Here is a 20,691-nt window from a genome sequence, read left to right as displayed (position 1 = left end):
CGGTCCTTCCGGTTACAACCGTAGCTCGGCCACAAAGTCGTAGGCGTCACCGCGATACAACGACCGGGTCAGTTCTGCGACCCGCCCGTTCTTGAGAAATGAGATGCGCTCGATATTCAAACCGGCAGCACCTTCGGGAACTTCCAGCAACTCAGCCTCGCGCGCAGCAAGGTTGAGTGCCGAGATTTTTTGAACCGCCCGCACCGGACGACGCCCCAGACCTTCGAGAACTTCGTAGAGTGAGGTTGTCACCTCAATCGGATTAGGCAGGATATCCAAAGGCAACGCCGCGCGTTCAAGCGCAAGGGGTCGACCATCGGCCTCTCGCAATCGGTAGATGCGGGCAATTTGTTCACCCTCCGACAGGTTCAGCGCACTGATTTCTTCGGCAGTCGGTGCGAAAACTCCGCGCTCAAGCCATTTGGACGCGGTTTTCATACCACGGGTCGACATATCCTCGGTGAACGATGTTAGGTGGGTCAGAGATTGTTCGACCTTTGGAACGCGTTCGCGAATAAAAGAACCCGACCCCTGTCGCTGCTCAATAACGCCTTCCTGCACAAGCTCTTGTATCGCCTTGCGCACAGTAACCCGAGACAAGTCGGTGATTTCCACCAATTCACGTTCGGACGGCAACGACGAATTGGGGGCAAGCACACCCTTGTCGATCCCTTCCTGCAACCTGCGTCGCAGTTGAACGTATCGCGGGCCGTTTTCGGGCGAAAGCCACAGGTCTGCACGCAGGAAATCAGTTATGCTCATGCTGAATCTCCTTCGCCAATTCCAATGCTCCGACCAAAGGTTCCGCCAAAGGGGCAAGCACGGCAGACTGCATCTCCGGTGGCAAGTAATCTGCGTAATGCGACGCGATCCCTCCTGTCAGGCAAAACGCCTGATCCGGACGCCAGCCCAATTTCGCTGCCATCGACGCTATGTAATCGCCCCCTGCCTGCATGATCCGCTTGGCGATCGCATCGTTTTCACGTGCAGCCGCAGTCACCTCGGGCGCGAGAGCGCCGAATTGGTCAGGCGTTGCAGTCCCGGCAAAGCCGACAATACCGGCCGCACCGTCGAAGCGATCCAAAAGCTTGCGCGTCAAGCCGGTTTCCTCCTCGACCCCGTCCATCACATTCAATGTCTCGGTCAGGGCGCGTCGACCAACCCACTGAGCCGAGGCTTCGTCACCCAAAACAGGCCCCCACCCCCCGGCAAACCGCATTTCTCCATCCATCTGCACCGCAAGAAACGATCCCGTGCCGCAATGTGCAATCAAACCGTCCCGCGCGCCCAAGGCACCGCGTAGGGCCGCAGGTCGGTCGTCCTTAATCCGTGCCTGCGCCAATCCCAAAGACACGCGCAATCGGGACGCTATCCCGGCGTCCGTCACGCCGGCCAGCCCAACGAAGGACGGCCAGTGCAGCATGTCATCCGTTTTGCAGCCCACACTTTTGGCCAACCGTTCAAATCCGATGTTGATCTGCTTAATCGCGCCCTCAAAATCGCTCGAAACATTGGCTGGTCCGGTTTCTACTGAATGGACGGCACCATCCATGTCACAGGCAACACGGCACCGCGTTCCACCCCCATCAACCGCCAAAACGGCACTATTTCGAGACTCAGTCATGACAATACCATTATAATACCTATTGCTGTCAGGAAAGACAAAAATAGACCAATTTGAACCAATTCTCTCTTTCCTTTGTAGATTTCCTCATTTTTCCGAGCGCGGGAAGAAAATTATAGACAAGTGGTATTGAATAGGTATTGTAAGGAAAACCAATGGGGGATTCTCTTGACGCTGCCGTCGACTGAACAACTGCATCAAGAAGCTACGCGGCTTGACCGCAGCGACCTGACGCTGTCTGCCCGCCTTTTGGCTTCGGGGCAGGTTGCTGCTGCAAACACCGCGCTTGAGGCGGTGGACGTCATAGCAGACGGAGCGGAATCAATGGCAAATACCATTCGTTCTGGCGGCGTGATCCATTACATCGCTGCGGGCTCTTCTGGCCTGATGGCCGCTGCCGACGCGCAAGAGCTTGGGGGCACCTTCTCGATCCCTGCAAGCCAGTTGCGGATTCACATGGCGGGTGGCTTGCCGACCAGCGTGGAAATGCCCGGCGCTGCAGAAGATGAAGACGAAGGCCTCAGAAATGACCTGCAAGACCTTCAGGCCAAAGACACAGTTATCGCGGTGTCAGCCAGTGGTTCCACGCCTTACACATTAGCGGCCTGTGAAATCGCCAGGGAAAAAGGGGCCACCGTCATCGGCATCGCCAACAATGCGCAAAGTCCGCTGCTGGAAGGTGCCGACATCCCGATCCTTTTGGCCACACCGCCAGAGCTGATTTCCGGATCAACCCGCATGGGTGCTGGAACGGCGCAGAAGATCGCCTTGAACATGCTGTCTTCGCTAATGGCGCTGGAACTTGGTCACGTATATCGGGGCATGATGGTCAATCTGCGCGCTGACAATGACAAGCTGCGCGCACGGGCCGCTGGCATCGTTACACGGATCGCCGAAGTGGATACGGACACGGCACAATCCGCTTTGGAAACGGCTGACGGCGACGTTAAGCCCGCAATTCTGATTGCAGCGCGCGGCCTGTCTCTGGCCGAAGCAACAGAACAACTGAACGCGACAAACGGCATCCTGAGCACCGCATTGGAAATAAAAAACAACTGCTAACCAACTGGGAGAATACAATGAAACGCAAAAGCCTGAAACTTGCCCTATTGGGCACAACGCTTATGGCCACTTCGGCCTTGGCCGAGGACGTGACGCTGACCATCGAAAGCTGGCGCAACGACGACCTGACGCTGTGGCAGGAAAAGATCATCCCGGCATTCGAAGCCGCCAATCCGGGCATCAAGGTGAACTTCACGCCCTCTGCCCCTGCGGAATACAACGCGGTTCTGAACGCAAAACTGGAAGCTGGCTCTGCGGGCGATCTCATTACCTGCCGCCCCTTCGACACGTCGCTTTTGCTGTTTGAAAACGGAAACCTGGCGGATCTGAGCGATCTGGGTGCGATGGACAACTTTTCGGATGTAGCGAAATCCGCATGGCAGAACGATGACGGCTCCGCCACGTTCTGCGTGCCGATGGCATCGGTGATCCACGGGTTCATCTACAACAAAGACGCTTTTGCCGAGTTGGGTGTCGACGTTCCCACGACGGAAGACGAGTTCTTTGCCGCTTTGGACAAGTTCAAGGAAGACGGCACCTATATTCCGATGGCGATGGGGACCAACGACCAGTGGGAAGCCGCCACGATGGGCTATCAGAATATCGGCCCTAACTACTGGAAGGGCGAAGAAGGCCGTCTGGCGCTGATATCGGGCGAGCAGTCCTTGACCGATCCGCAGTGGGTCGAGCCGTATGAGACCATTGCGCGCTGGAAAGACTATCTGGGCGACGGGTTTGAGGCACAGACCTACCCCGACAGCCAGAACATCTTTACCCTTGGACGCGCCGCGATTTATCCGGCCGGTTCGTGGGAGATTTCGGGCTTCAACGCACAGGCCGATTTCGAAATGGGCGCGTTCAAGCCCCCGGTCCGTAATGCGGGCGACGGATGCTACATCTCTGACCACACGGACATTGCGATGGGTCTGAACGCAGCGTCGGAGAATGCCGAAGCAGCGCGCACCTTCCTTGACTGGATGGGCACGTCGGAATTCGCCACGATCTATGCTAACGCTCTGCCGGGCTTCTTCTCACTGTCGAGCCACGACATCGCGATGGAAGATCCGCTGGCGCAGGAATTTGTAAGCTGGCGGAATGACTGCGGCTCGACAATCCGGTCTACCTATCAGATCCTGTCGCGCGGCACGCCGAACCTTGAGAACGAAACCTGGAACGCTGCGGCTCAGGTCGTCAAAGGCGCGGAAAGCCCCGCCGATGCAGGCGCACGGCTGCAAGAGGGTCTGGCCTCGTGGTACGCACCGCATCAGTAAGCTGACACATACCCGGGCGGAACTGTTCGCCCGGGTACACCCTTTACTCCTTTGAAAGCTGATCCATGAACCGCCCCCGCTTCCGCTGGCATATCGTTGTATTTCTGGCACCTGCCGTGCTGGTTTATACGGCGGTGATGATCTTCCCTCTGTTCAACACGCTTCGACTGGCGCTGTATACAGAGATTGATCAAAGCCGTGTGTTCGTTGGATTGCAGAACTTTCAAACCCTGTTTTTCGACCCCATCTGGTCCGAGCAGTTCTGGAACGCCTTAGGCAACAATTTCTGGTTCTTCCTGATCCATATGTTGGTCCAGAACCCCATCGGGATCGCACTGGCCGCGCTGCTTAGCCACCCGCGCCTGCGCTTCTCGGCGCTGTATCGGTCGGCAATTTTCATCCCGACGATCCTGAGCTTTGTGATCGTTGGCTTTGCGTGGAAGCTGATCCTGTCGCCCATCTGGGGCATCGCACCTTCGATGTTGGATGCCGTGGGACTGAAATCCCTGTTCGCGCCGTGGCTTGGAAAAGAGGAATACGCCCTGACCACACTGGCGCTGATCTCGGTCTGGCAATTTGTGGGCATCCCGATGATGCTGATCTATGCCGCCCTGCTGACCATCCCCGAAGAAATTCTTGAGGCCGGAGAGATTGACGGCATCACCGGGGCCTCAGCCTTTTGGAAAATCAAGCTGCCGCTGATCCTGCCGTCGATCGGCATCATCTCGATCCTGACTTTCGTAGGTAACTTCAACGCGTTCGATCTGATCTATGCCGCGCAGGGCGCGCTGGCGGGGCCGGATTTCTCGACCGATATTCTGGGTACCTTCATGTACCGCACCTTCTTTGGCTTCCAGTTGCAACTGGGCGATCCGCATATGGGGTCGGCCATCGCCGGGGCCATGTTCGCGATCATCCTTGTGGGCGTCTGTATTTACCTCTTCGGCATCCAGACCCGGATGCGCCGATACCAGATGTGAGGGGGGGCTGAAATGAACAAAGCACGCCATAACCCGGTCAACACCGCCGCAATGCACGGGGCGCTGATCCTCTATACGCTGATCGCCCTGTTCCCGGTCTTTGTGATCCTGATCAACAGCTTCAAATCCCGCCGCGCGATCTTCCGGGAACCACTGGCGCTGCCGAATGCCGATAGTTTTTCGATGATCGGGTATGAGACAGTGATGAAGCAGGGGGATTTCTTCCTCTATTTCCAGAATTCGATGATCGTCACCGTGGCGTCGCTGTTCTTTATTCTGCTGTTCGGCGCGATGGCGGCTTATGCGCTGTCGGAATACCAATTCAAGGGCAATTTGGTGATGGGGCTGTATCTGGCGCTGGGGATCATGATCCCGATCCGCATCGGCACTGTGGCAATCCTTGAGATGATGGTGGCGACCGGGTTGGTGAACACGTTGTGGGCGCTGATACTGGTCTACACGGCACAAGGGTTACCGCTGGCGGTGTTCATCCTGTCCGAGTTTATGCGGCAGGTCAGCGATGATCTGAAAAATGCAGGCCGCATCGACGGGCTGTCGGAATATACGATCTTTTTCCGGCTGGTCCTGCCTCTGGTCCGGCCCGCGATGGCGACCGTGGCTGTGTTCAACATGATCCCGATCTGGAATGATCTGTGGTTCCCGCTGATCCTTGCCCCGGCCGAAGAGACCAAGACGCTCACACTGGGCAGTCAGGTCTTCATCGGCCAGTTCGTTACGGACTGGAACGCGGTTCTGTCGGCGCTGTCCATGGCGATCCTGCCGGTACTGATCCTCTATGTCATTTTCTCGCGCCAATTGATCCGCGGCATCACTTCAGGAGCTGTCAAATGACCAAAGTTCTGATCGCTGGCCTTGGGAATATGGGCCTGAGCCACGCGCTGGCCCATCATAACCACCCCGACGCACAGATCGTGGGGCTGGTGAATCGGTCGGGCCATGTGGATCACCCCGAACTGGGCCACTACCCTGCCTATTCGGATTTCCAGACCGCGCTGGCCGAGACCAAACCCGATCTGGTGGTCGTCGCCACCTATTCCGACAGCCACGCCGAATTCGCCTGCGCCGCGATGGAGGCAGGCGCGCATGTCTTTGTAGAAAAACCGCTGGCCACCAATGTCGCCGATGCAAAGCGTGTCGTCGAAACCGCAACCCGCCTAAACCGTAAACTGGTGATCGGCTATATCCTCCGCCACCACCCTTCGTGGATACGCTTGATTTCCGAAGCACGCGATCTGGGCGGGCCTTACGTGTTCCGCCTGAACCTGAACCAGCAATCCTCGGGTGCGGAGTGGCAGACACATAAGGCGCTGATGCAGACCACCTCGCCCATCGTGGATTGCGGTGTGCATTATGTGGATGTGATGTGCCAGATCACTGATGCACAGCCGGTCCGTGTGCATGGCATGGGCCTGCGCCTGTCTGATGAGATCGCCGAGGACATGTATAACTACGGCCAGTTTCAGGTGATCTTCGACGACGGATCGGTCGGCTGGTACGAGGCCGGATGGGGCCCGATGATGTCCGAGACTGCGTTTTTCGTAAAAGACATTGTCTCGCCCAACGGCTCGGTCTCGATCACCGACGGCAACAAGGGCGCTTCGGCGGATATCGACGGGCACACCAAGGTTGGTGGCCTGCTGATCCACACGCCGGGCGGCGACCGTACCGTCGACATGCCGGATGAGCCCGGCCACCAGGAACTGTGTGACGCCGAACAAGCCTTTATGCTGCGCGCTATCGCTGACGATATCGACCTGACGCGCCATATGAATGACGCCGTCCAATCCCTTGCCATTTGTCTGGCTGCCGATGAAAGCATCCGCACCGGCCGGCCCGTTTCGCTCAAGGAGCCCACGACATGACCGCTCTGACCCTGACTAATGTGAACAAGTCCTTTGGCGAGGTTCATGTCCTGAAAGACATCTCGCTTGAGGTGGAGGAAGGTGAGTTCGTCGTCTTCGTCGGCCCCTCAGGCTGCGGCAAGTCCACCCTGCTGCGCGTGATCGCAGGGTTGGAAGATGCGTCCTCGGGCGAGATCAATATCGACGGGCAAACCGTCAATCTGGTGCCTCCGTCGAAACGAGGGATCGCGATGGTTTTTCAAAGCTATGCGCTCTACCCCCATCTGAACGTGCGTGGAAACATGACGCTGGCTTTGAAACAAGAGAAGCAATCCAAAGCGGTGATTGAGGAACGTGTCGCCACGGCCAGCCGGATGCTGAACCTTGAGGAATATCTGGATCGCTACCCCTCGGAACTGTCCGGCGGTCAAAGGCAGCGCGTCGCCATCGGGCGCGCTATTGTGCGCGAGCCGAAACTGTTCCTGTTCGATGAACCGCTGTCCAATCTGGACGCCGCCCTACGGATGAACACCCGGATCGAGATCGCAAACCTGCACCGCGCGCTTGATGCTTCGATGATCTATGTCACCCACGACCAGACCGAGGCGATGACGCTGGCCGACAAGATCGTCGTGCTGCGTGACGGGCGGGTTGAGCAGATCGGCACTCCGATGGACTTGTACAACAACCCCGCCAACCAGTTCGTCGCCGGGTTCCTTGGGTCGCCGTCAATGAATTTCTTGCCCGAGGGGTTGTTGGGCGAAGGTCAAAACACCATCGGCATTCGGCCAGAAGACCTATTTCTGTCGGATGACGGCCCGCTGAAAGCGCGCGTCAGCCATGTCGAAAAGCTGGGCGGCGATACAAACGTTATCGCCAAGGTCAACGACCATTCCGTCACCGCCCGCTTGTTCGGCCAGCACGCGATCAGCGAAGGCGAGCAACTGCGATTCGCTTATACCGCCGACAAAGCTTATCGGTTTGACACCAATGGGCAGCGTTTGCGTTAGGCGCGCCCATTAACACCCCAAAACCTGAAGCGCCTGAACAAGCACCAAAGCTCCAAATTGCGGCGTTTTGGTTGGAATTACGGTGTGGTGGGACATAAATTTCTGGCAATGTCGGCCTGACAGAAGACTGGACAGACACATTTGCAGGGCCGTTATTCAACTGTCACAATGGGGTTCTAAGTCCATTTCATAGCTATTCATTTACAGCCAGGAGCCACCCCATGAAAGACGCTGATCGCATGCCCCTCTCTGCAGACGATTGGGACGAACTGCACTTTCCGCGCCCCGAGGAAAACGGGTTTGACCGAGTCGTCGAAAGCGCCATCTCTCGCCGAGGGTTTCTGGGTGGAGTCCTGGCGTTCGGCTCGGGCGCGGCGGCGATGGGCGCCGGTCTAATGGGGTCGACTTCGGCGCAGGCGGTCGAGGCCTCGCGCTTTGCCTTCACCCCTATTCCCGCGCAAACCGACGGGACCGTACATGTGCCCGAAGGGTATGACTGGAAGGTGCTGATGCGCTGGGGCGACCCAGTGTTTTCGGACGCGGATGGCTATGACATCACCGACGGTGGCCCGGTTGAAAAATCCGACCGTATCTTTGGCGAAAACACAGACGGGATGGAGAGCTTTTCATATCAGGGTCACGAACTGATCGCGATCAACCATGAGTTCCCAAATAACGGCATCAACCTTCCCTCTGCGCAAGAAGGTGTTCCCGCCAACGCAGGCGACGTTCTGAAAATGCAGAACATTCAGGGCGTTACGGTGATGGAGATCAAGGAGGCTGCTGACGGATGGTCTGTGGTAAAGGACAGCCCGTTCAATCGCCGCATCCACCACAATACGCCTTTGAAAATCGTGGGTCCCGCTGCTGGTCACGACCTGTTGAAAACCAAGGCTGACCCAACTGGCACGACGTCGCTGGGCACCATGAACAATTGTGGTGCAGGCAAAACGCCTTGGGGCACCTACCTGACCTGCGAAGAGAATTTTAACGGCTATTTCGGATCGTCCGATGAAACCGCCGTTTACGATAAACCGGTCGCGGACGGATATGCGCGCTATGGCGTCAAAGCCAAAAGCTGGAACGGCTACGAACTGTTTGACCCGCGTTTCGACACGTCGAAAAACCCGAATGAACCCCACCGCGTAGGCTGGATCGTGGAAATCGACCCGACCAAACCCGACAGCACACCTGTCAAGCATACCGGTCTGGGCCGCTTCAAGCACGAAAACGCCGAGGTAACTCTGGCCGCAGATGGTCGTGTGGTCGTCTACATGGGCGACGATGAGCGGGGCGAGTACTTGTACAAGTTCGTCTCGAACGGCACCTATCAGCCGGGCGGCGAGACCGAGAGCCTGCTGAACGACGGCACCTTATACGCAGCCAAGTTCGACGACGATCTGTCGGGCGAATGGCTGCCTTTGACGCCCGAAACAACAGACATGGACGCCGCAGAGATTTCGATCTTCACGCGTCTCGCGGCCTCGAAAGTGGGTGCCACGACCATGGACCGCCCCGAATGGGTTGCCTCCAGCCCGGTTGCGGTCGAGGCATATTGCTGCCTGACCAACAACAAAAACCGAGGCATCAAGCCAAACGCAGGCGGCGACGATACCCCGGTCAATGGACCCAACCCGCGTGAGGCTAACAAATACGGCCAGATCGTGCGCTGGCGCCCAAGCAACGACGACCACGCAGCAGATACGTTCGAATGGGATCTCTACGTCATGGCCGGCAACCCAACCGTGCATACGGATGCTTATGCCGGGTCGCCCAATGTCAATGAAGGCAACCTGTTCAATTCGCCGGATGGCATGGTCATCGACACAACCGGACTGATCTGGATTCAGACAGACGGCAATGACAACAACGCCGAGGACTTTGCCGGAAACGGGAACAACCAGATGCTGGTTGGTGATCCGATCACCGGAGAGATCGCGCGCTTTATGACGGGTCCGAATGGGTGCGAAGTCACTGGGCTCGCGTGGTCAACCGACCTGCGGACAATGTTCGTCGGAATTCAACACCCCGGCAGCAATTGGCCCGATGGCGGAACGCCACGGTCTTCGATCATCGCTATCAAGCGGAATGACAACGGCTTGGTCGGCTAATACATCTTTTGGTGGTGCCCTCTTCCGAATACGGGTGAGGGCGCTGTCAGATATCCTCGCCCGGCAAAGCCAACGGCCCGCCTGGAGCCATCAGGTGACGCTCTGACAGCCATGGGTTCAACTCCAATGCCTGCTGCAGAGCTTCTCGCGCTTCGTCCGTTCGCTGAAGACCCATCAACGTCAACGCACGGCCACTTATCGCGGCGACGTGGTTCGGTGACAGCTCAATAGCCCGGTCCAGGTCGGGCAATGCCGCCTGAAAATCCTGCCTCAGATAATGGGCAAAGGCACGCTGGTTATATCCCTCGGCGTAGGACGGGCAGTACTCGATCAGCTTGTCGAAATCCTCGATCGCGCCCAACAAATCCCATGCATTCCGACGCGTCATACCCCGGTCCAGAACGGCCTGAGCCGTTTCGTCCGGTGCATCCGTCCAGAACTCCCACAATTGATTGGACAGCGCGCGGGCGGCCTGTTCGTTTTCGGCCTGTTGTATCTGCGAGATCAACCCGGTCACTCCAGCAGAATGATCCGGTGCCATGGGGCAATCATCGGCAAAGGCAGCACCCGAGGTTGCGGCAACAAAGGCAGAGGCAAGGAAAAGCTGTTTCATACAGCAATGGTGACGCTTGCACGGCTTTCGTCAACCCAGCCTTCAGAACGCGCCCGAGACGCCGGTTTCCTTCACCGCCTCCATCGCAACAAAGGTCGACGTGCTGGCCACATGGGGTAACGACGAAATTTTCTCGGCCAGAACGGCCCGATACTCGGACATCGAACCGGTGCGAATTTTCAGAAGATAGTCGAAATTCGATGCAATCATATGGGCTTGCTCAATCTCGGCCACTTTGCGCACCGCCGCATTGAACTCGGCCAATGCCTTTTCGCGAGTATCTGTCAGACGCACCTCGACAAAGGCCACGTGGTCCAGACCAAGGCGGATCGGGTCAAGCAAGGCGCGATATCCGGTGATGATGCCATCGGCCTCAAGTCTCTTCACACGTGCTTGAGTGGGCGATTTCGACAACCCAATCCGCCGCGCAAGGTCAGCGATGGGGATGCGCCCATCCTCAGACAGAATCGTCAGAATTGACTGATCGAACCGATCAAGACCGGGAAAGTCTTTTTGCACTGTATCCTCCCAAAACTTCAGTCCATTCGCCTTAGTTTGGAAAGAAATAAGGCAATCCTCCTGTCAAATCGACCCTATATTTATCAAAAGCCCCGGAGGATACATGTCACACAGCCTGCGCGCCCATATCGACGGTCAGACCTATGCCGATCAGTCAGCCATACTGGCCCACCTGATTGCACAGTCTGATCTGACCCAAGCCGATCGTCAGTCCATATGCGCCTCTGCCGCTCAGTTGGTGCGCGATATTCGTTCCAGCACGTCGCCCGGCATGATGGAGGTATTTCTGGCCGAATACGGCCTGTCCACTGACGAAGGCGTGGCCTTGATGTGCCTGGCCGAAGCACTGTTGCGTGTCCCCGATGCCGACACGATCGACGCGCTGATCGAGGATAAGATTGCGCCATCCGATTGGGGTAAACATCTGGGGCAGTCCTCGTCCTCGCTGGTCAATGCCTCAACCTGGGCCTTGATGTTGACGGGCAAGGTTCTGGATGAAGGCAAATTATCTCCGGTCGGTGCCCTGCGCGGCGCAATCAAGCGATTGGGTGAGCCGGTGATCCGCACGGCCGTAGGCCGGGCCATGAAAGAAATGGGCCGTCAGTTCGTACTGGGCGAAACCATCCAAGCCGCAATGGACCGCGCCAAGGGGATGGAAGCCAAGGGCTATACCTATTCCTACGACATGCTGGGCGAGGCCGCCCGGACCGAGGCCGATGCTGCCCGCTATCACCTGTCCTATTCGCGCGCGATTGCGGCCATTGCCGATGCTTGCACCCATGACGACATACGCGCCAATCCGGGAATTTCGGTGAAGCTGTCGGCGCTGCACCCGCGTTATGAACTGGCGCAGGAACAGCGCGTGATGGATGAGCTTGTGCCCCGCCTGCGTGCGCTCTGCCTGCTGGCCAAGGCCGCCGGGATGGGCCTGAATGTAGATGCCGAAGAAGCCGACCGCCTGTCCCTGTCGCTGCAGGTCATAGAAGAGGTCATGTCCGAGCCCGCCCTGACCGGATGGGACGGGTTCGGGGTCGTGGTTCAGGCATATGGCCCACGCGCCGGGATCGTCTTGGACACACTTTATGACATGGCCCAACGCCACGATCGCAAGTTGATGGTCCGGTTGGTCAAAGGGGCCTATTGGGATACCGAGATCAAGCGTGCGCAGGTCGAAGGCGTCGATGGCTTCCCTGTCTTCACCCGCAAGGCGGCGACCGATATTTCCTACATCGCCAATGCGCGCAAATTGCTGGGTATGACCGACCGGATCTATCCGCAATTCGCCACCCACAACGCGCATACCGTCAGCGCGATCCTGCATATGGCCAAGGATCAACCCTATGAATTCCAGCGCCTGCACGGGATGGGCGAAACGCTGCACGGGTTGGTCAAAGATCAGAACTCTACCCGCTGCCGTATCTACGCTCCGGTCGGTGCGCATCGCGACCTGTTGGCGTATCTGGTGCGCCGACTGTTGGAGAACGGTGCGAATTCATCTTTCGTGAATCAGATTGTGGATGAGACTGTGCCGCCGGAAGAAGTCGCCGCCGACCCGTTCAACGATATCCGCGAACCGGCACGGCCACTGCCCACCGGACCTGAACTGTTTCAGCCCGAGCGCCCGAACTCGAGCGGGTTTGACTTGCAACACACGCCCACACTGGATCGGATCGACGCCGCCCGCGACGGGTTCCGAGCACATCACTGGTACGCGCGGCCACTTTTGTCCGGGGATGCCACGCCCGAGGACGACCAGCCTGTCATCAATCCGGCCCAACCTCAGGACCGGCCCGGCGCTGTCGCCCCAGCAAGCGCCGAGGACGTCGAACTGGCGCTGGCCTCTGCGGCGCCATGGCAATCGACAGCGACCGAGCGGTCCCGCATCCTGAACGCCGCCGCCGATCTGTACGAAGACCATTACGGCGAGCTTTTTGCGCTGTTGTCCCGCGAGGCTGGGAAATCACTTCCGGATGCTGTTGCTGAACTGCGTGAAGCCGTTGATTTTATGCGGTATTATGCTGCAAATATCCCTGATCTTGCGCCTGCTGGAACCTTCACATGCATCAGCCCGTGGAACTTTCCGCTGGCCATTTTCACCGGTCAGATTGCGGCGGCGCTTGCCACTGGTAACGCTGTACTGGCCAAACCCGCCCCGCAAACACCCCTGATCGCGCATCGCGCCGTGCAGTTGTTGCATGAAGCAGGTGTGCCACTGGATGTTCTGCAGTTGCTGCCGGGTGGCCCTATGGTGGGTGCGGCACTGACCTCGGACGCGCGGGTTTCGGGCGTGGCTTTTACAGGCTCGACCGCGACGGCGTTGAAAATCCGCGAGGCAATGGCAGAAAACCTGCGGCCCGGCACCCCTTTGATCGCGGAAACCGGCGGGCTGAATGCCATGATAGTGGACAGCACTGCCCTGCCAGAACAAGCCGTTCAATCCATCATCGAAAGCGCGTTTCAATCGGCGGGTCAGCGCTGCTCGGCCCTTCGGTGCCTTTATGTGCAAGAGGACATTGCGGACGACCTGCTAACGATGCTGAAGGGCGCGATGGAGGCCCTGCAGGTTGGCGACCCATGGTTGATTTCAACCGATTGCGGCCCTGTTATCGACAACGATGCACGGCAGGTCATCACGGATCACGTTGCAACGGCGCGTCGGGACGGGCGCATCCTGAAAGAGATGCCAACGCCGCCAGACGGCACATTCGTCGCTCCAACGCTTATTGAAATCCCTGGCATTGCCGCGCTAGAACGCGAGGTTTTCGGCCCGGTTCTGCATGTCGTGCGGTTCAAGGCGTCCGAGATTGATCAGGTGATCGCTGACATCAATGCCACGGGGTACGGCCTGACCTTTGGCTTGCACACGCGCATTGACGACCGTGTTCAGCACATCACCGAAGCCGTTCACGCAGGCAATATCTATGTGAACCGTAACCAGATTGGAGCGATTGTCGGATCGCAACCTTTTGGTGGTGAAGGGCTTTCCGGGACTGGCCCCAAGGCCGGTGGCCCAAACTACATGACCCGTTTCTGCGCACCCGACCGCCAGAACAGCGCCGGGACGTGGGACGCAACAATGGGCGGCATGCCTGCCGCGGACGGCGAACCGGCATCAGTTCAAACCCGTTCCCTGCCCGGCCCCACCGGAGAATCCAACCGCCTCAGCGAGTTCCCCCGCCCGCCTCTATTGTGTATGGGGCCGGGTGAGGCTGCAGTTCAGGCACAAGCGGTGGCCGTGCAGGAATTGGGCGGTTCAGTAATCCGCGCCACAGGTACGATCGACCTGCATCGGCTTGAAAATGCGACAGGTATCTCCGGCGTTTTGTGGTGGGGTGATGAAGCCACGGCCCGAGACATTGAACGGCATCTGGCCCGCCGCACTGGTCCGATCCTGCCCCTGATCCCCGGCTTGCCAGACAAGGCCCGAGTACAGGCCGAGCGCCACGTCTGCGTCGACATAACCGCCGCAGGGGGTAACGCGGCGTTGCTGGGTGGTGCGGCCTAAACAGACCTTGACGCTGGGCTAAGGAAAGCCCAGCGTCGCGCCATGTTTCCGATCCGCGATCATAACCCTTCGGGGCGCACTCCGTTCGTCGTTTACCTGCTAATGGCGGCGAATATTCTGATCTTTATCAGCTATGCAGGCGCCATGGACGACGCGCGGCTGATCAACCAGATTTACTATGATTACGCCGTTATTCCGGCTCGGATCACTGACGGATTTGCGTTCGATACTTTGGTGACATCAATGTTCCTGCACGGGGGCTGGATGCACCTGATCGGCAACATGCTGTTTCTGTGGATCTTTGGCGACAACCTCGAAGATGAGATGGGCCACCTACCCTTCCTTCTGTTCTATCTGGCCGCCGGGATCGGCGCTGGCCTGATTCACGTCCTGACAGCCCCCGGCTCATTGGTTCCCACAATCGGTGCATCGGGCGCGATTGCCGGAGTGATGGGCGGCTATTTGCTGCTGTTCCCCAAGGCGCAGGTTGATATCCTGTTGATCCTGATCGTCTATATTCGCGTCTTCACCATTCCGGCTTTTGTCATGCTTGGGGTCTGGCTTGGCATGCAGTTTCTGGGCAGCCTCTCCAGCAACCCCGACGAAGGGGGGATTGCATATTGGGCGCATACAGGCGGTTTCTTCGTCGGGCTGGTGTTGAGTATTCCGTTATGGTTGCGACGCGGTGGCGTCAAATTCTGGAACCAGACACACGGTCATCCACCCCACCCTGAGCAGACCTACAAGTTCTCGCAATCACGCATTCCCCGCATTCCGCGCAGGTAGACGCCCACCGCTTAGTTCAGTGATTTCCCGGGCAGCGGCCATAACCAACCCGCCCAAGTCCGGCGCGCGGTCCGTTTTGAATCGCACAGTCGGGCCGGACACGGATATCCCGGCACAGGGCTCGGCACGGTCATTGAATATCGCCGCGCCAATGCAGGACATGCCTTCATAGCGCTCTTCCCGATCATGCGACCAGCCCCGCTTTCGCGTCAGCGCCAAGTCCGACTGCAACTTTGACCCGGGCAGCAGAGTACTCTCGGTAAAGGCAACCGGTTCCCCCAAGCCTAGCGCTTTGGTCAACCCGGCCCCGCCCAGTTCGGCCAGGATCGCCTTGCCAGTTCCCGATGCATACATCGGGGTGCGGGCCCCCGGCGGAAAAAACGCCCGGATGGGGTTCCCGGTTTCGACCTGCCCAACAAACACAACCTCGAACCCATCGGGAACCGCAAGATTGGCTGTTTCACCGCTGTCCTGCATCAAGCGCCGCAGGATGGGTCGTCCGATCTCGATCACGCTGTTTCTACGCAAGAAAGACGCGCCGGTTCTGTATGCCTCGATGCCAATCACCCACTCCTGACGCTCTTCGTCAAAGCTGACGAAGCCGTGTTTTTGCAACGTGACCAGAATACGGTGCGTAGTGGCTGTGGGGACCCCGATCTCTCTGGCCAGATCACTCAGCGCGGCCCGCTCCATGCGCGCAACCGTGGTCATAACGCCCAACGCGCGATCCAAAGACTGCATGGTCCCGGCCGAGCTTTCCTTGAACATGGATTTCGGTCGACCTCGTGGTCTTTTTTGCGGCTCTTGTCCCAATTTCCCTTCCTCCTTTGCCCGATATTTTTTGTCGCGGTTGAAATTCGCCATCAAAATGAAAAACGGAAATCTTCACGAATTTCGCCGGTTACAGATTTTTTGGCAAAAATGAAAATATTTTTCAAGAAAATTGCATGACGCCACATAATCCTGGAAAATGTCCTCCAAAGCGGAGGAATAGAAGATGTCCAACCAAAACCCGGTCTTCATACCAGGGCCGACAAATATCCCCGACCGGCTGCGGCTGGCCATGCAGGTTCAAACGCAAGACCACCGCGCACCGGATTTTGTCGACACGTTCGCCCCTGTTCTGGAAGAGACAAAGCGTGTCTTCAGCACTCAAACCGGTCAGATCGTGACATTCCCTGCCTCGGGCACCGGCGGGTGGGAAGCGGCGATCACCAATACCCTCAGCCCTGGAGACAAGGTTCTGGTGGCCCGTTATGGCGTTTTCAGCCATCGCTGGATCGACCTGTGCCAACGGCACGGGTTGGGCGTGCAGATTATTGATTGCCCTTGGGGGACAGGTGCACCAGCAGACCTGTTTCAGGCAGCCCTTGCCAAGGACACGTCGCACGACATCCGCGCCGTTCTGGTGACCCATAACGAAACTGCCACCGGCGTGCTTTCGGATATCGGTGCTGTGCGTCAAGCCATTGACTCCGCAAACCATCCCGCGATGCTGTTTGTGGATTGCGTAAGCTCGCTGGCCTCTGTGCCATTTCAGTTTGACACATGGGGCGTCGATATCGCCGTGTCGGGGTCGCAAAAAGGATTCATGCTGGCGACCGGGATGGCGATCCTGTGTGTCAGCGAAAAGGCGCAAGAGGCGATGGCGTCCGCCAAGCTGCCCCGCACCTTTTTTGATTTCCGCGACATGATGGCTGCGAATACATCGGGCGGGTTTCCCTATACCCCGCCGCTGCAACTGATCTACGGGATGCGCGAAAGCCTTAAGATGCTGTTTGAGGAAGGTTTGGACAACGTCCATGCCCGCCACCACCGGCTGGCCGAAGGGGTTCGCCGTGCCACCGACGCGTGGGGCTTGAAGCTGGTTGCACAGTCGCCCGACCTTTATTCCGATACGGTCAGCGCAATCTATGTCCCCGATGGGTTCGACAGCAACGCCCTGACAGATCACGCGTTCAACGCATATGGCGTGTCCTTCGGGATCGGCCTTGGGCAACTGAACGGCAAGGCGTTTCGCATCGGTCATCTGGGCAGCCTGACGGACGTGATGGTCCTGTCTGGCCTCAGCACGATCGAAATGGCGATGGCGGACCTGAATTACCCGATCTCACTGGGCAGCGGGGTCGCGGCCGCGCAGGAATTCTATCGTTCCGGCTCGTCCGGCAACGCAATGGCGGCAGCCTGAGGAGATTGATCATGCTGGATCACACCCCCGCCGCGAAGCTGACAATCGACGACATGCGAGCGGCGCATGAACGGATCAAACCATATATCCGCCGAACCCCGGTCATGGTGTCCGACTACCTGAATGACCTGACAGGCGCCGATCTGTTTTTCAAGTGCGAGAACTTTCAAGAGGCCGGCGCCTTCAAGGTTCGCGGAGCAAGCAACGCCGTGTTTGGCCTAAGCGATGAGATGTCGGCAAAGGGTGTCTGCACCCATTCCAGCGGCAACCACGCGCTTTCGCTGTCGTATGCGGCCGGGCGGCGGGGCATTCCCTGCCACGTGGTCATGCCGCGCACGGCACCACAGGCCAAGAAAGATGCGGTCCGGCGCTTTGGCGGAACGATTACCGAGTGCGAGCCGTCGACCACCTCGCGCGAAGCGACGTTTGCCGAAGTGCAGGCCAAAACGGGCGGCGAATTCGTCCACCCCTATAACGACCCCCGCGTGATCGCTGGGCAGGCGACATGTTCGGCGGAACTGCTGGAACAAACTAACGGCGTGGATGCGGTCATCGCGCCGATTGGCGGCGGCGGTATGGTGTCCGGAACCTGTTTAACAGTGTCAAACCTGGCTCCCGGTACAGCGATCTATGCCGCGGAGCCGGAACAGGCGGATGACGCTTATCGTTCGTTTAAGGCGGGTCGCATTATCGCGGACGACGCCCCCAAAACGGTTGCCGATGGTCTGCTGGTGCCGCTCAAGGAAAACACGTGGCACTTTGTGTCCAACCACGTGACGGACATCTTCACCGCCTCGGAAGATGATATCGTCGAGGCGATGAAACTGACGTGGAAATATCTGCGCGTGGTGATGGAGCCGTCCTCGGCGGTGCCTCTGGCAACCATTCTCAAAAATCCGGACGTGTTTCGCGGAAAACGCGTCGGCGTAATCATCACCGGCGGCAACGTGGATTTGGACAAGCTGCCCTGGCTCAAAGGGTAAGGAGGAATAACATGAACAAACCTGTGAAATTTGACGACCTCGAAGTCGGCTTCGACATCCCCGCCTCAATCGGTATGGACGAAAAAGACATTCAAACACCGTGCCTGATACTCGATCTGGACGCGCTGGAGCGGAATATCAGGAAGATGGGCGACTATGCCAAGGCACATGGCATGCGCCACCGCGTACACGGCAAGATGCACAAATCCGTTGATGTCGCCAAACTTCAGGAAAAGCTGGGCGGCGCGGTGGGTGTCTGCTGTCAGAAAGTCTCGGAAGCAGAAGTTTTTGCGCGCGGCGGCATCAAGGATATCCTTGTATCAAATCAGGTGCGTGACCCGGCCAAGATCGACCGCCTGGCGCGACTGCCCAAGACCGGAGCGCGCACCATCGTCTGTGTGGACGACGTCAATAACGTCGCGGACCTGTCCGCTGCGGCAGTCAGCAACGGCACCGAATTAGAGGTTCTGGTCGAAATCGACTGCGGCGCGGGGCGGTGCGGTGTGACCACAACTCCGGCTGTAATCGAGATCGCCGAGGCGGTCGTGGCAGCCCCAAACCTGAAATTCACAGGCATTCAGGCATATCAGGGCGCAATGCAGCATCTCGACACGTACGAGGCCCGAAAAGAGAAACTGGATGCTGCAATCGCGATGGTAGAAGACGCAGTTGACGGGTTGAAGGCCGCAGGAATCGACTGCGAGCTGGTCTCGGGCGGCGGCACCGGTTCGTATTATTTCGAAAGCAATTCAGGTGTTTACAACGAGCTACAATGCGGCTCCTACGCCTTCATGGATGCCGACTATGGCCGTATTCTGGACAAGGATGGCAAGCGGATCGACCAGGGTGAGTGGGAAAACGCGTTGTTTATCCTAACAAGCGTCATGAGCCACGCCAAAGCAGATAAGGCGATCTGTGATGCAGGTCTAAAGGCGCAGTCCGTCGATAGCGGCTTGCCGTTCGTCTTTGGGCGCGATGATGTCGAATACCTCAAATGCTCGGATGAACACGGCGTGATCGGTGATCCCGGCAATGTTCTCAAGGTCAACGACAAGCTGCGTCTGGTTCCCGGTCATTGTGACCCAACCTGTAACGTCCATGACTGGTATGTGGGTGTGCGGGGCGGCAAGGTTGAAACGCTCTGGCCTGTTTCGGCCCGTGGAAAGGCGTTCTGAGCAATGAGGGATATCATGACTTCTCAAGACGGTCTGCTGATCGTAGGCGAAGATCTTTGCAAGCAACTGGTCGGCCGCCAGCAAGCCTTTGACGCGGTTCAGTCGGTCTTTGGCGCAATGGCCAACGGCGGGGCGTGGAATTTTCCTGTTGTGCGCGAGGCGCTGGGTTACGCGGACGCATTGTACGGCTTCAAGTCAGGGTTCGACAGGGAAGGACAGGTGCTGGGTGTAAAGTCGGGCGGATATTGGCCCGGCAATGCCGAAAAAAATCTGACCAACCACCAATCCACCGTCTTTCTGTTCGATCCTGACACCGGGCAGCTCTCTGCGCTTGTCGGGGGCAATTACCTGACGGCGGTGCGCACGGCGGCCTCGTCAGCGGTCTCGATTGCACATCTGGCGCGGCAAGATTCGAAGGTTCTGGGGATGGTTGGTGCAGGTCATCAGTCCGCCTTTCAACTGCGTGCGGCAGCCGAACAGCGCGCGTTCGAAAAGGTCGTCGCCTGGAACCCCCACCCGGACATGCTGCCGCGTCTGGCTGCCGTGGCCGAGGAAATCGGGTTGGAGTTCGAGGCCGTCAGCCAGCAGGAACTGGGCGCGCAGGCGGATGTGATCATCACGATCACCTCAGCCTTTGAACCGCTATTGATGAATGACTGGATCAAACCCGGCACGCACCTTGCCTGCATGGGCACCGACACGAAAGGCAAGCAAGAGGTCGACCCCGCGCTTTTGGCCGCAGCAACCGTCTTCACAGACGAGGTCGCCCAATCCATTACGATCGGCGAAGCCCAGCACGCTGTAAACTCGGGGGCGCTGAAGCAGGATCAGATCACACCAATTGGTGCCGTGATCAACGGGGATCACCCCGGCCGGACCAGCGAAGACGAAATCACCCTGTTCGACGGAACCGGGGTCGGTTTGCAGGATTTGGCAGTTGCGTCGGTCGCCGCGCGATTGGCGGATGAGGCAGGCTTGGCGCAGCGCGCGGCCCTATGAAAC

At 58.3% G+C, this 20,691-nt stretch carries 18 protein-coding genes; 13 read left to right on the top strand and 5 right to left on the bottom strand.

Annotated features, from left to right (window positions below; translation table 11 throughout):
* Positions 1-12: 12 nt before the first annotated feature.
* Together GOX75_RS00775 and GOX75_RS00770 are read right to left on the bottom strand one after the other, a co-directional pair.
* Positions 13-762: a GntR family transcriptional regulator gene (locus tag GOX75_RS00775; protein WP_171120395.1), complete on the bottom strand. Its 750-nt coding sequence runs from the start codon at positions 760-762 to the stop codon at positions 13-15.
* Positions 749-1,624: a BadF/BadG/BcrA/BcrD ATPase family protein gene (locus GOX75_RS00770; RefSeq protein WP_171120393.1), complete on the bottom strand. Its 876-nt coding sequence runs from the start codon at positions 1,622-1,624 to the stop codon at positions 749-751. Before GOX75_RS00770 ends, GOX75_RS00775 begins: the two co-directional genes overlap by 14 nt.
* A 168-nt stretch (positions 1,625-1,792) precedes the next feature.
* Between GOX75_RS00770 and GOX75_RS00765 the strand changes: the two genes are divergently transcribed.
* From GOX75_RS00765 to GOX75_RS00735, 7 genes are all read left to right on the top strand, one after another.
* Positions 1,793-2,686 (top strand): N-acetylmuramic acid 6-phosphate etherase, encoded by an 894-nt coding sequence (locus tag GOX75_RS00765; RefSeq protein WP_171120391.1) that lies wholly within the window; start codon positions 1,793-1,795, stop codon positions 2,684-2,686.
* A 17-nt stretch (positions 2,687-2,703) separates the two neighbouring features.
* On the top strand, positions 2,704-3,957 hold the full coding sequence (locus GOX75_RS00760) for an ABC transporter substrate-binding protein (RefSeq protein WP_171120389.1): 1,254 nt from the start codon (positions 2,704-2,706) through the stop codon (positions 3,955-3,957).
* Between the two features lie 65 nt (positions 3,958-4,022).
* Entirely contained in the window at positions 4,023-4,937 is a 915-nt protein-coding gene (locus GOX75_RS00755) for a carbohydrate ABC transporter permease (RefSeq protein ID WP_171120388.1), read from the top strand.
* Between the two features lie 12 nt (positions 4,938-4,949).
* Entirely contained in the window at positions 4,950-5,789 is an 840-nt protein-coding gene (locus GOX75_RS00750; protein ID WP_171120386.1) for a carbohydrate ABC transporter permease, read from the top strand.
* Positions 5,786-6,820: a Gfo/Idh/MocA family protein gene (locus tag GOX75_RS00745; protein ID WP_171120383.1), complete on the top strand. Its 1,035-nt coding sequence runs from the start codon at positions 5,786-5,788 to the stop codon at positions 6,818-6,820. The genes GOX75_RS00750 and GOX75_RS00745 overlap by 4 nt, the downstream gene beginning before the upstream one ends.
* Complete coding sequence (locus tag GOX75_RS00740; protein ID WP_171120381.1) at positions 6,817-7,809, top strand: ABC transporter ATP-binding protein; 993 nt, start codon at positions 6,817-6,819, stop codon at positions 7,807-7,809. Before GOX75_RS00745 ends, GOX75_RS00740 begins: the two co-directional genes overlap by 4 nt.
* 221 nt (positions 7,810-8,030) lie before the next feature.
* Positions 8,031-9,920, top strand: coding sequence for a PhoX family phosphatase (locus GOX75_RS00735; RefSeq protein ID WP_171120378.1), 1,890 nt, complete (start codon positions 8,031-8,033; stop codon positions 9,918-9,920).
* A gap of 46 nt (positions 9,921-9,966) precedes the next feature.
* Here the strand turns inward: GOX75_RS00735 and GOX75_RS00730 are convergent, their stop codons facing one another.
* Complete coding sequence (locus GOX75_RS00730; RefSeq protein WP_171120376.1) at positions 9,967-10,533, bottom strand: tetratricopeptide repeat protein; 567 nt, start codon at positions 10,531-10,533, stop codon at positions 9,967-9,969.
* A gap of 42 nt (positions 10,534-10,575) precedes the next feature.
* A complete protein-coding gene (locus GOX75_RS00725; protein WP_170411303.1) occupies positions 10,576-11,052 on the bottom strand; it encodes an Lrp/AsnC ligand binding domain-containing protein in 477 nt (158 codons plus the stop codon).
* Positions 11,053-11,155: 103 nt separating this feature from the next.
* On the opposite strand from GOX75_RS00725, the gene putA reads away from it, so the two are divergent.
* Both putA and GOX75_RS00715 read left to right on the top strand, forming a co-directional pair.
* Positions 11,156-14,557 (top strand): bifunctional proline dehydrogenase/L-glutamate gamma-semialdehyde dehydrogenase PutA, encoded by a 3,402-nt coding sequence (putA, locus tag GOX75_RS00720; protein ID WP_171120374.1) that lies wholly within the window; start codon positions 11,156-11,158, stop codon positions 14,555-14,557.
* Between the two features lie 42 nt (positions 14,558-14,599).
* Entirely contained in the window at positions 14,600-15,343 is a 744-nt protein-coding gene (locus GOX75_RS00715) for a rhomboid family intramembrane serine protease (protein WP_171120372.1), read from the top strand.
* Here the strand turns inward: GOX75_RS00715 and GOX75_RS00710 are convergent.
* The gene (locus GOX75_RS00710) at positions 15,314-16,111 is read right to left on the bottom strand and encodes an IclR family transcriptional regulator (protein ID WP_254428661.1); all 798 of its coding nucleotides are present in this window, start codon (positions 16,109-16,111) and stop codon (positions 15,314-15,316) included. The two genes, GOX75_RS00715 and GOX75_RS00710, sit on opposite strands and share 30 nt — an antisense overlap.
* Before the next feature lie 229 nt (positions 16,112-16,340).
* Between GOX75_RS00710 and bhcA the strand changes: the two genes are divergently transcribed.
* The 4 genes from bhcA to bhcD are packed head-to-tail and all read left to right on the top strand — an operon-like array spanning position 16,341 to position 20,688.
* Positions 16,341-17,531 carry an L-aspartate--glyoxylate aminotransferase BhcA gene (gene bhcA, locus GOX75_RS00705; RefSeq protein WP_171120368.1) on the top strand — a complete coding sequence of 397 codons (1,191 nt, stop codon included), beginning with the start codon at positions 16,341-16,343 and terminating at the stop codon, positions 17,529-17,531.
* 11 nt (positions 17,532-17,542) lie between these two features.
* A complete protein-coding gene (gene bhcB, locus GOX75_RS00700; protein ID WP_171120366.1) occupies positions 17,543-18,514 on the top strand; it encodes a beta-hydroxyaspartate dehydratase BhcB in 972 nt (323 codons plus the stop codon).
* A gap of 11 nt (positions 18,515-18,525) precedes the next feature.
* Positions 18,526-19,689, top strand: a complete 1,164-nt coding sequence (gene bhcC, locus GOX75_RS00695) for a 3-hydroxy-D-aspartate aldolase BhcC (protein ID WP_171120364.1) — start codon at positions 18,526-18,528, stop codon at positions 19,687-19,689.
* A gap of 15 nt (positions 19,690-19,704) precedes the next feature.
* The gene (bhcD, locus tag GOX75_RS00690) at positions 19,705-20,688 is read left to right on the top strand and encodes an iminosuccinate reductase BhcD (RefSeq protein ID WP_217354415.1); all 984 of its coding nucleotides are present in this window, start codon (positions 19,705-19,707) and stop codon (positions 20,686-20,688) included.
* Positions 20,689-20,691 lie beyond the last annotated feature (3 nt).

The sequence above is a fragment of the Ruegeria sp. HKCCD7251 genome (assembly GCF_013031165.1).
Classification (GTDB): Bacteria; Pseudomonadota; Alphaproteobacteria; order Rhodobacterales; family Rhodobacteraceae; genus Ruegeria.
Note: the sequence above shows the minus strand (reverse complement) of the source record. Positions and strands in the feature narration are given on the sequence as shown.

Coding starts and splice junctions, on each gene's coding strand:
- GOX75_RS00775 (WP_171120395.1), bottom strand. CDS start 762: ATGAGCATAACTGATTTCCTGCGTGCAGACCTGTGGCTTTCGCCCGAA.
- GOX75_RS00770 (WP_171120393.1), bottom strand. CDS start 1,624: ATGACTGAGTCTCGAAATAGTGCCGTTTTGGCGGTTGATGGGGGTGGA.
- GOX75_RS00760 (WP_171120389.1), top strand. CDS start 2,704: ATGAAACGCAAAAGCCTGAAACTTGCCCTATTGGGCACAACGCTTATG.
- GOX75_RS00755 (WP_171120388.1), top strand. CDS start 4,023: ATGAACCGCCCCCGCTTCCGCTGGCATATCGTTGTATTTCTGGCACCT.
- GOX75_RS00750 (WP_171120386.1), top strand. CDS start 4,950: ATGAACAAAGCACGCCATAACCCGGTCAACACCGCCGCAATGCACGGG.
- GOX75_RS00745 (WP_171120383.1), top strand. CDS start 5,786: ATGACCAAAGTTCTGATCGCTGGCCTTGGGAATATGGGCCTGAGCCAC.
- GOX75_RS00740 (WP_171120381.1), top strand. CDS start 6,817: ATGACCGCTCTGACCCTGACTAATGTGAACAAGTCCTTTGGCGAGGTT.
- GOX75_RS00735 (WP_171120378.1), top strand. CDS start 8,031: ATGAAAGACGCTGATCGCATGCCCCTCTCTGCAGACGATTGGGACGAA.
- GOX75_RS00730 (WP_171120376.1), bottom strand. CDS start 10,533: ATGAAACAGCTTTTCCTTGCCTCTGCCTTTGTTGCCGCAACCTCGGGT.
- putA (WP_171120374.1), top strand. CDS start 11,156: ATGTCACACAGCCTGCGCGCCCATATCGACGGTCAGACCTATGCCGAT.
- GOX75_RS00715 (WP_171120372.1), top strand. CDS start 14,600: ATGTTTCCGATCCGCGATCATAACCCTTCGGGGCGCACTCCGTTCGTC.
- GOX75_RS00710 (WP_254428661.1), bottom strand. CDS start 16,111: ATGTTCAAGGAAAGCTCGGCCGGGACCATGCAGTCTTTGGATCGCGCG.
- bhcA (WP_171120368.1), top strand. CDS start 16,341: ATGTCCAACCAAAACCCGGTCTTCATACCAGGGCCGACAAATATCCCC.
- bhcB (WP_171120366.1), top strand. CDS start 17,543: ATGCTGGATCACACCCCCGCCGCGAAGCTGACAATCGACGACATGCGA.
- bhcC (WP_171120364.1), top strand. CDS start 18,526: ATGAACAAACCTGTGAAATTTGACGACCTCGAAGTCGGCTTCGACATC.
- bhcD (WP_217354415.1), top strand. CDS start 19,705: ATGACTTCTCAAGACGGTCTGCTGATCGTAGGCGAAGATCTTTGCAAG.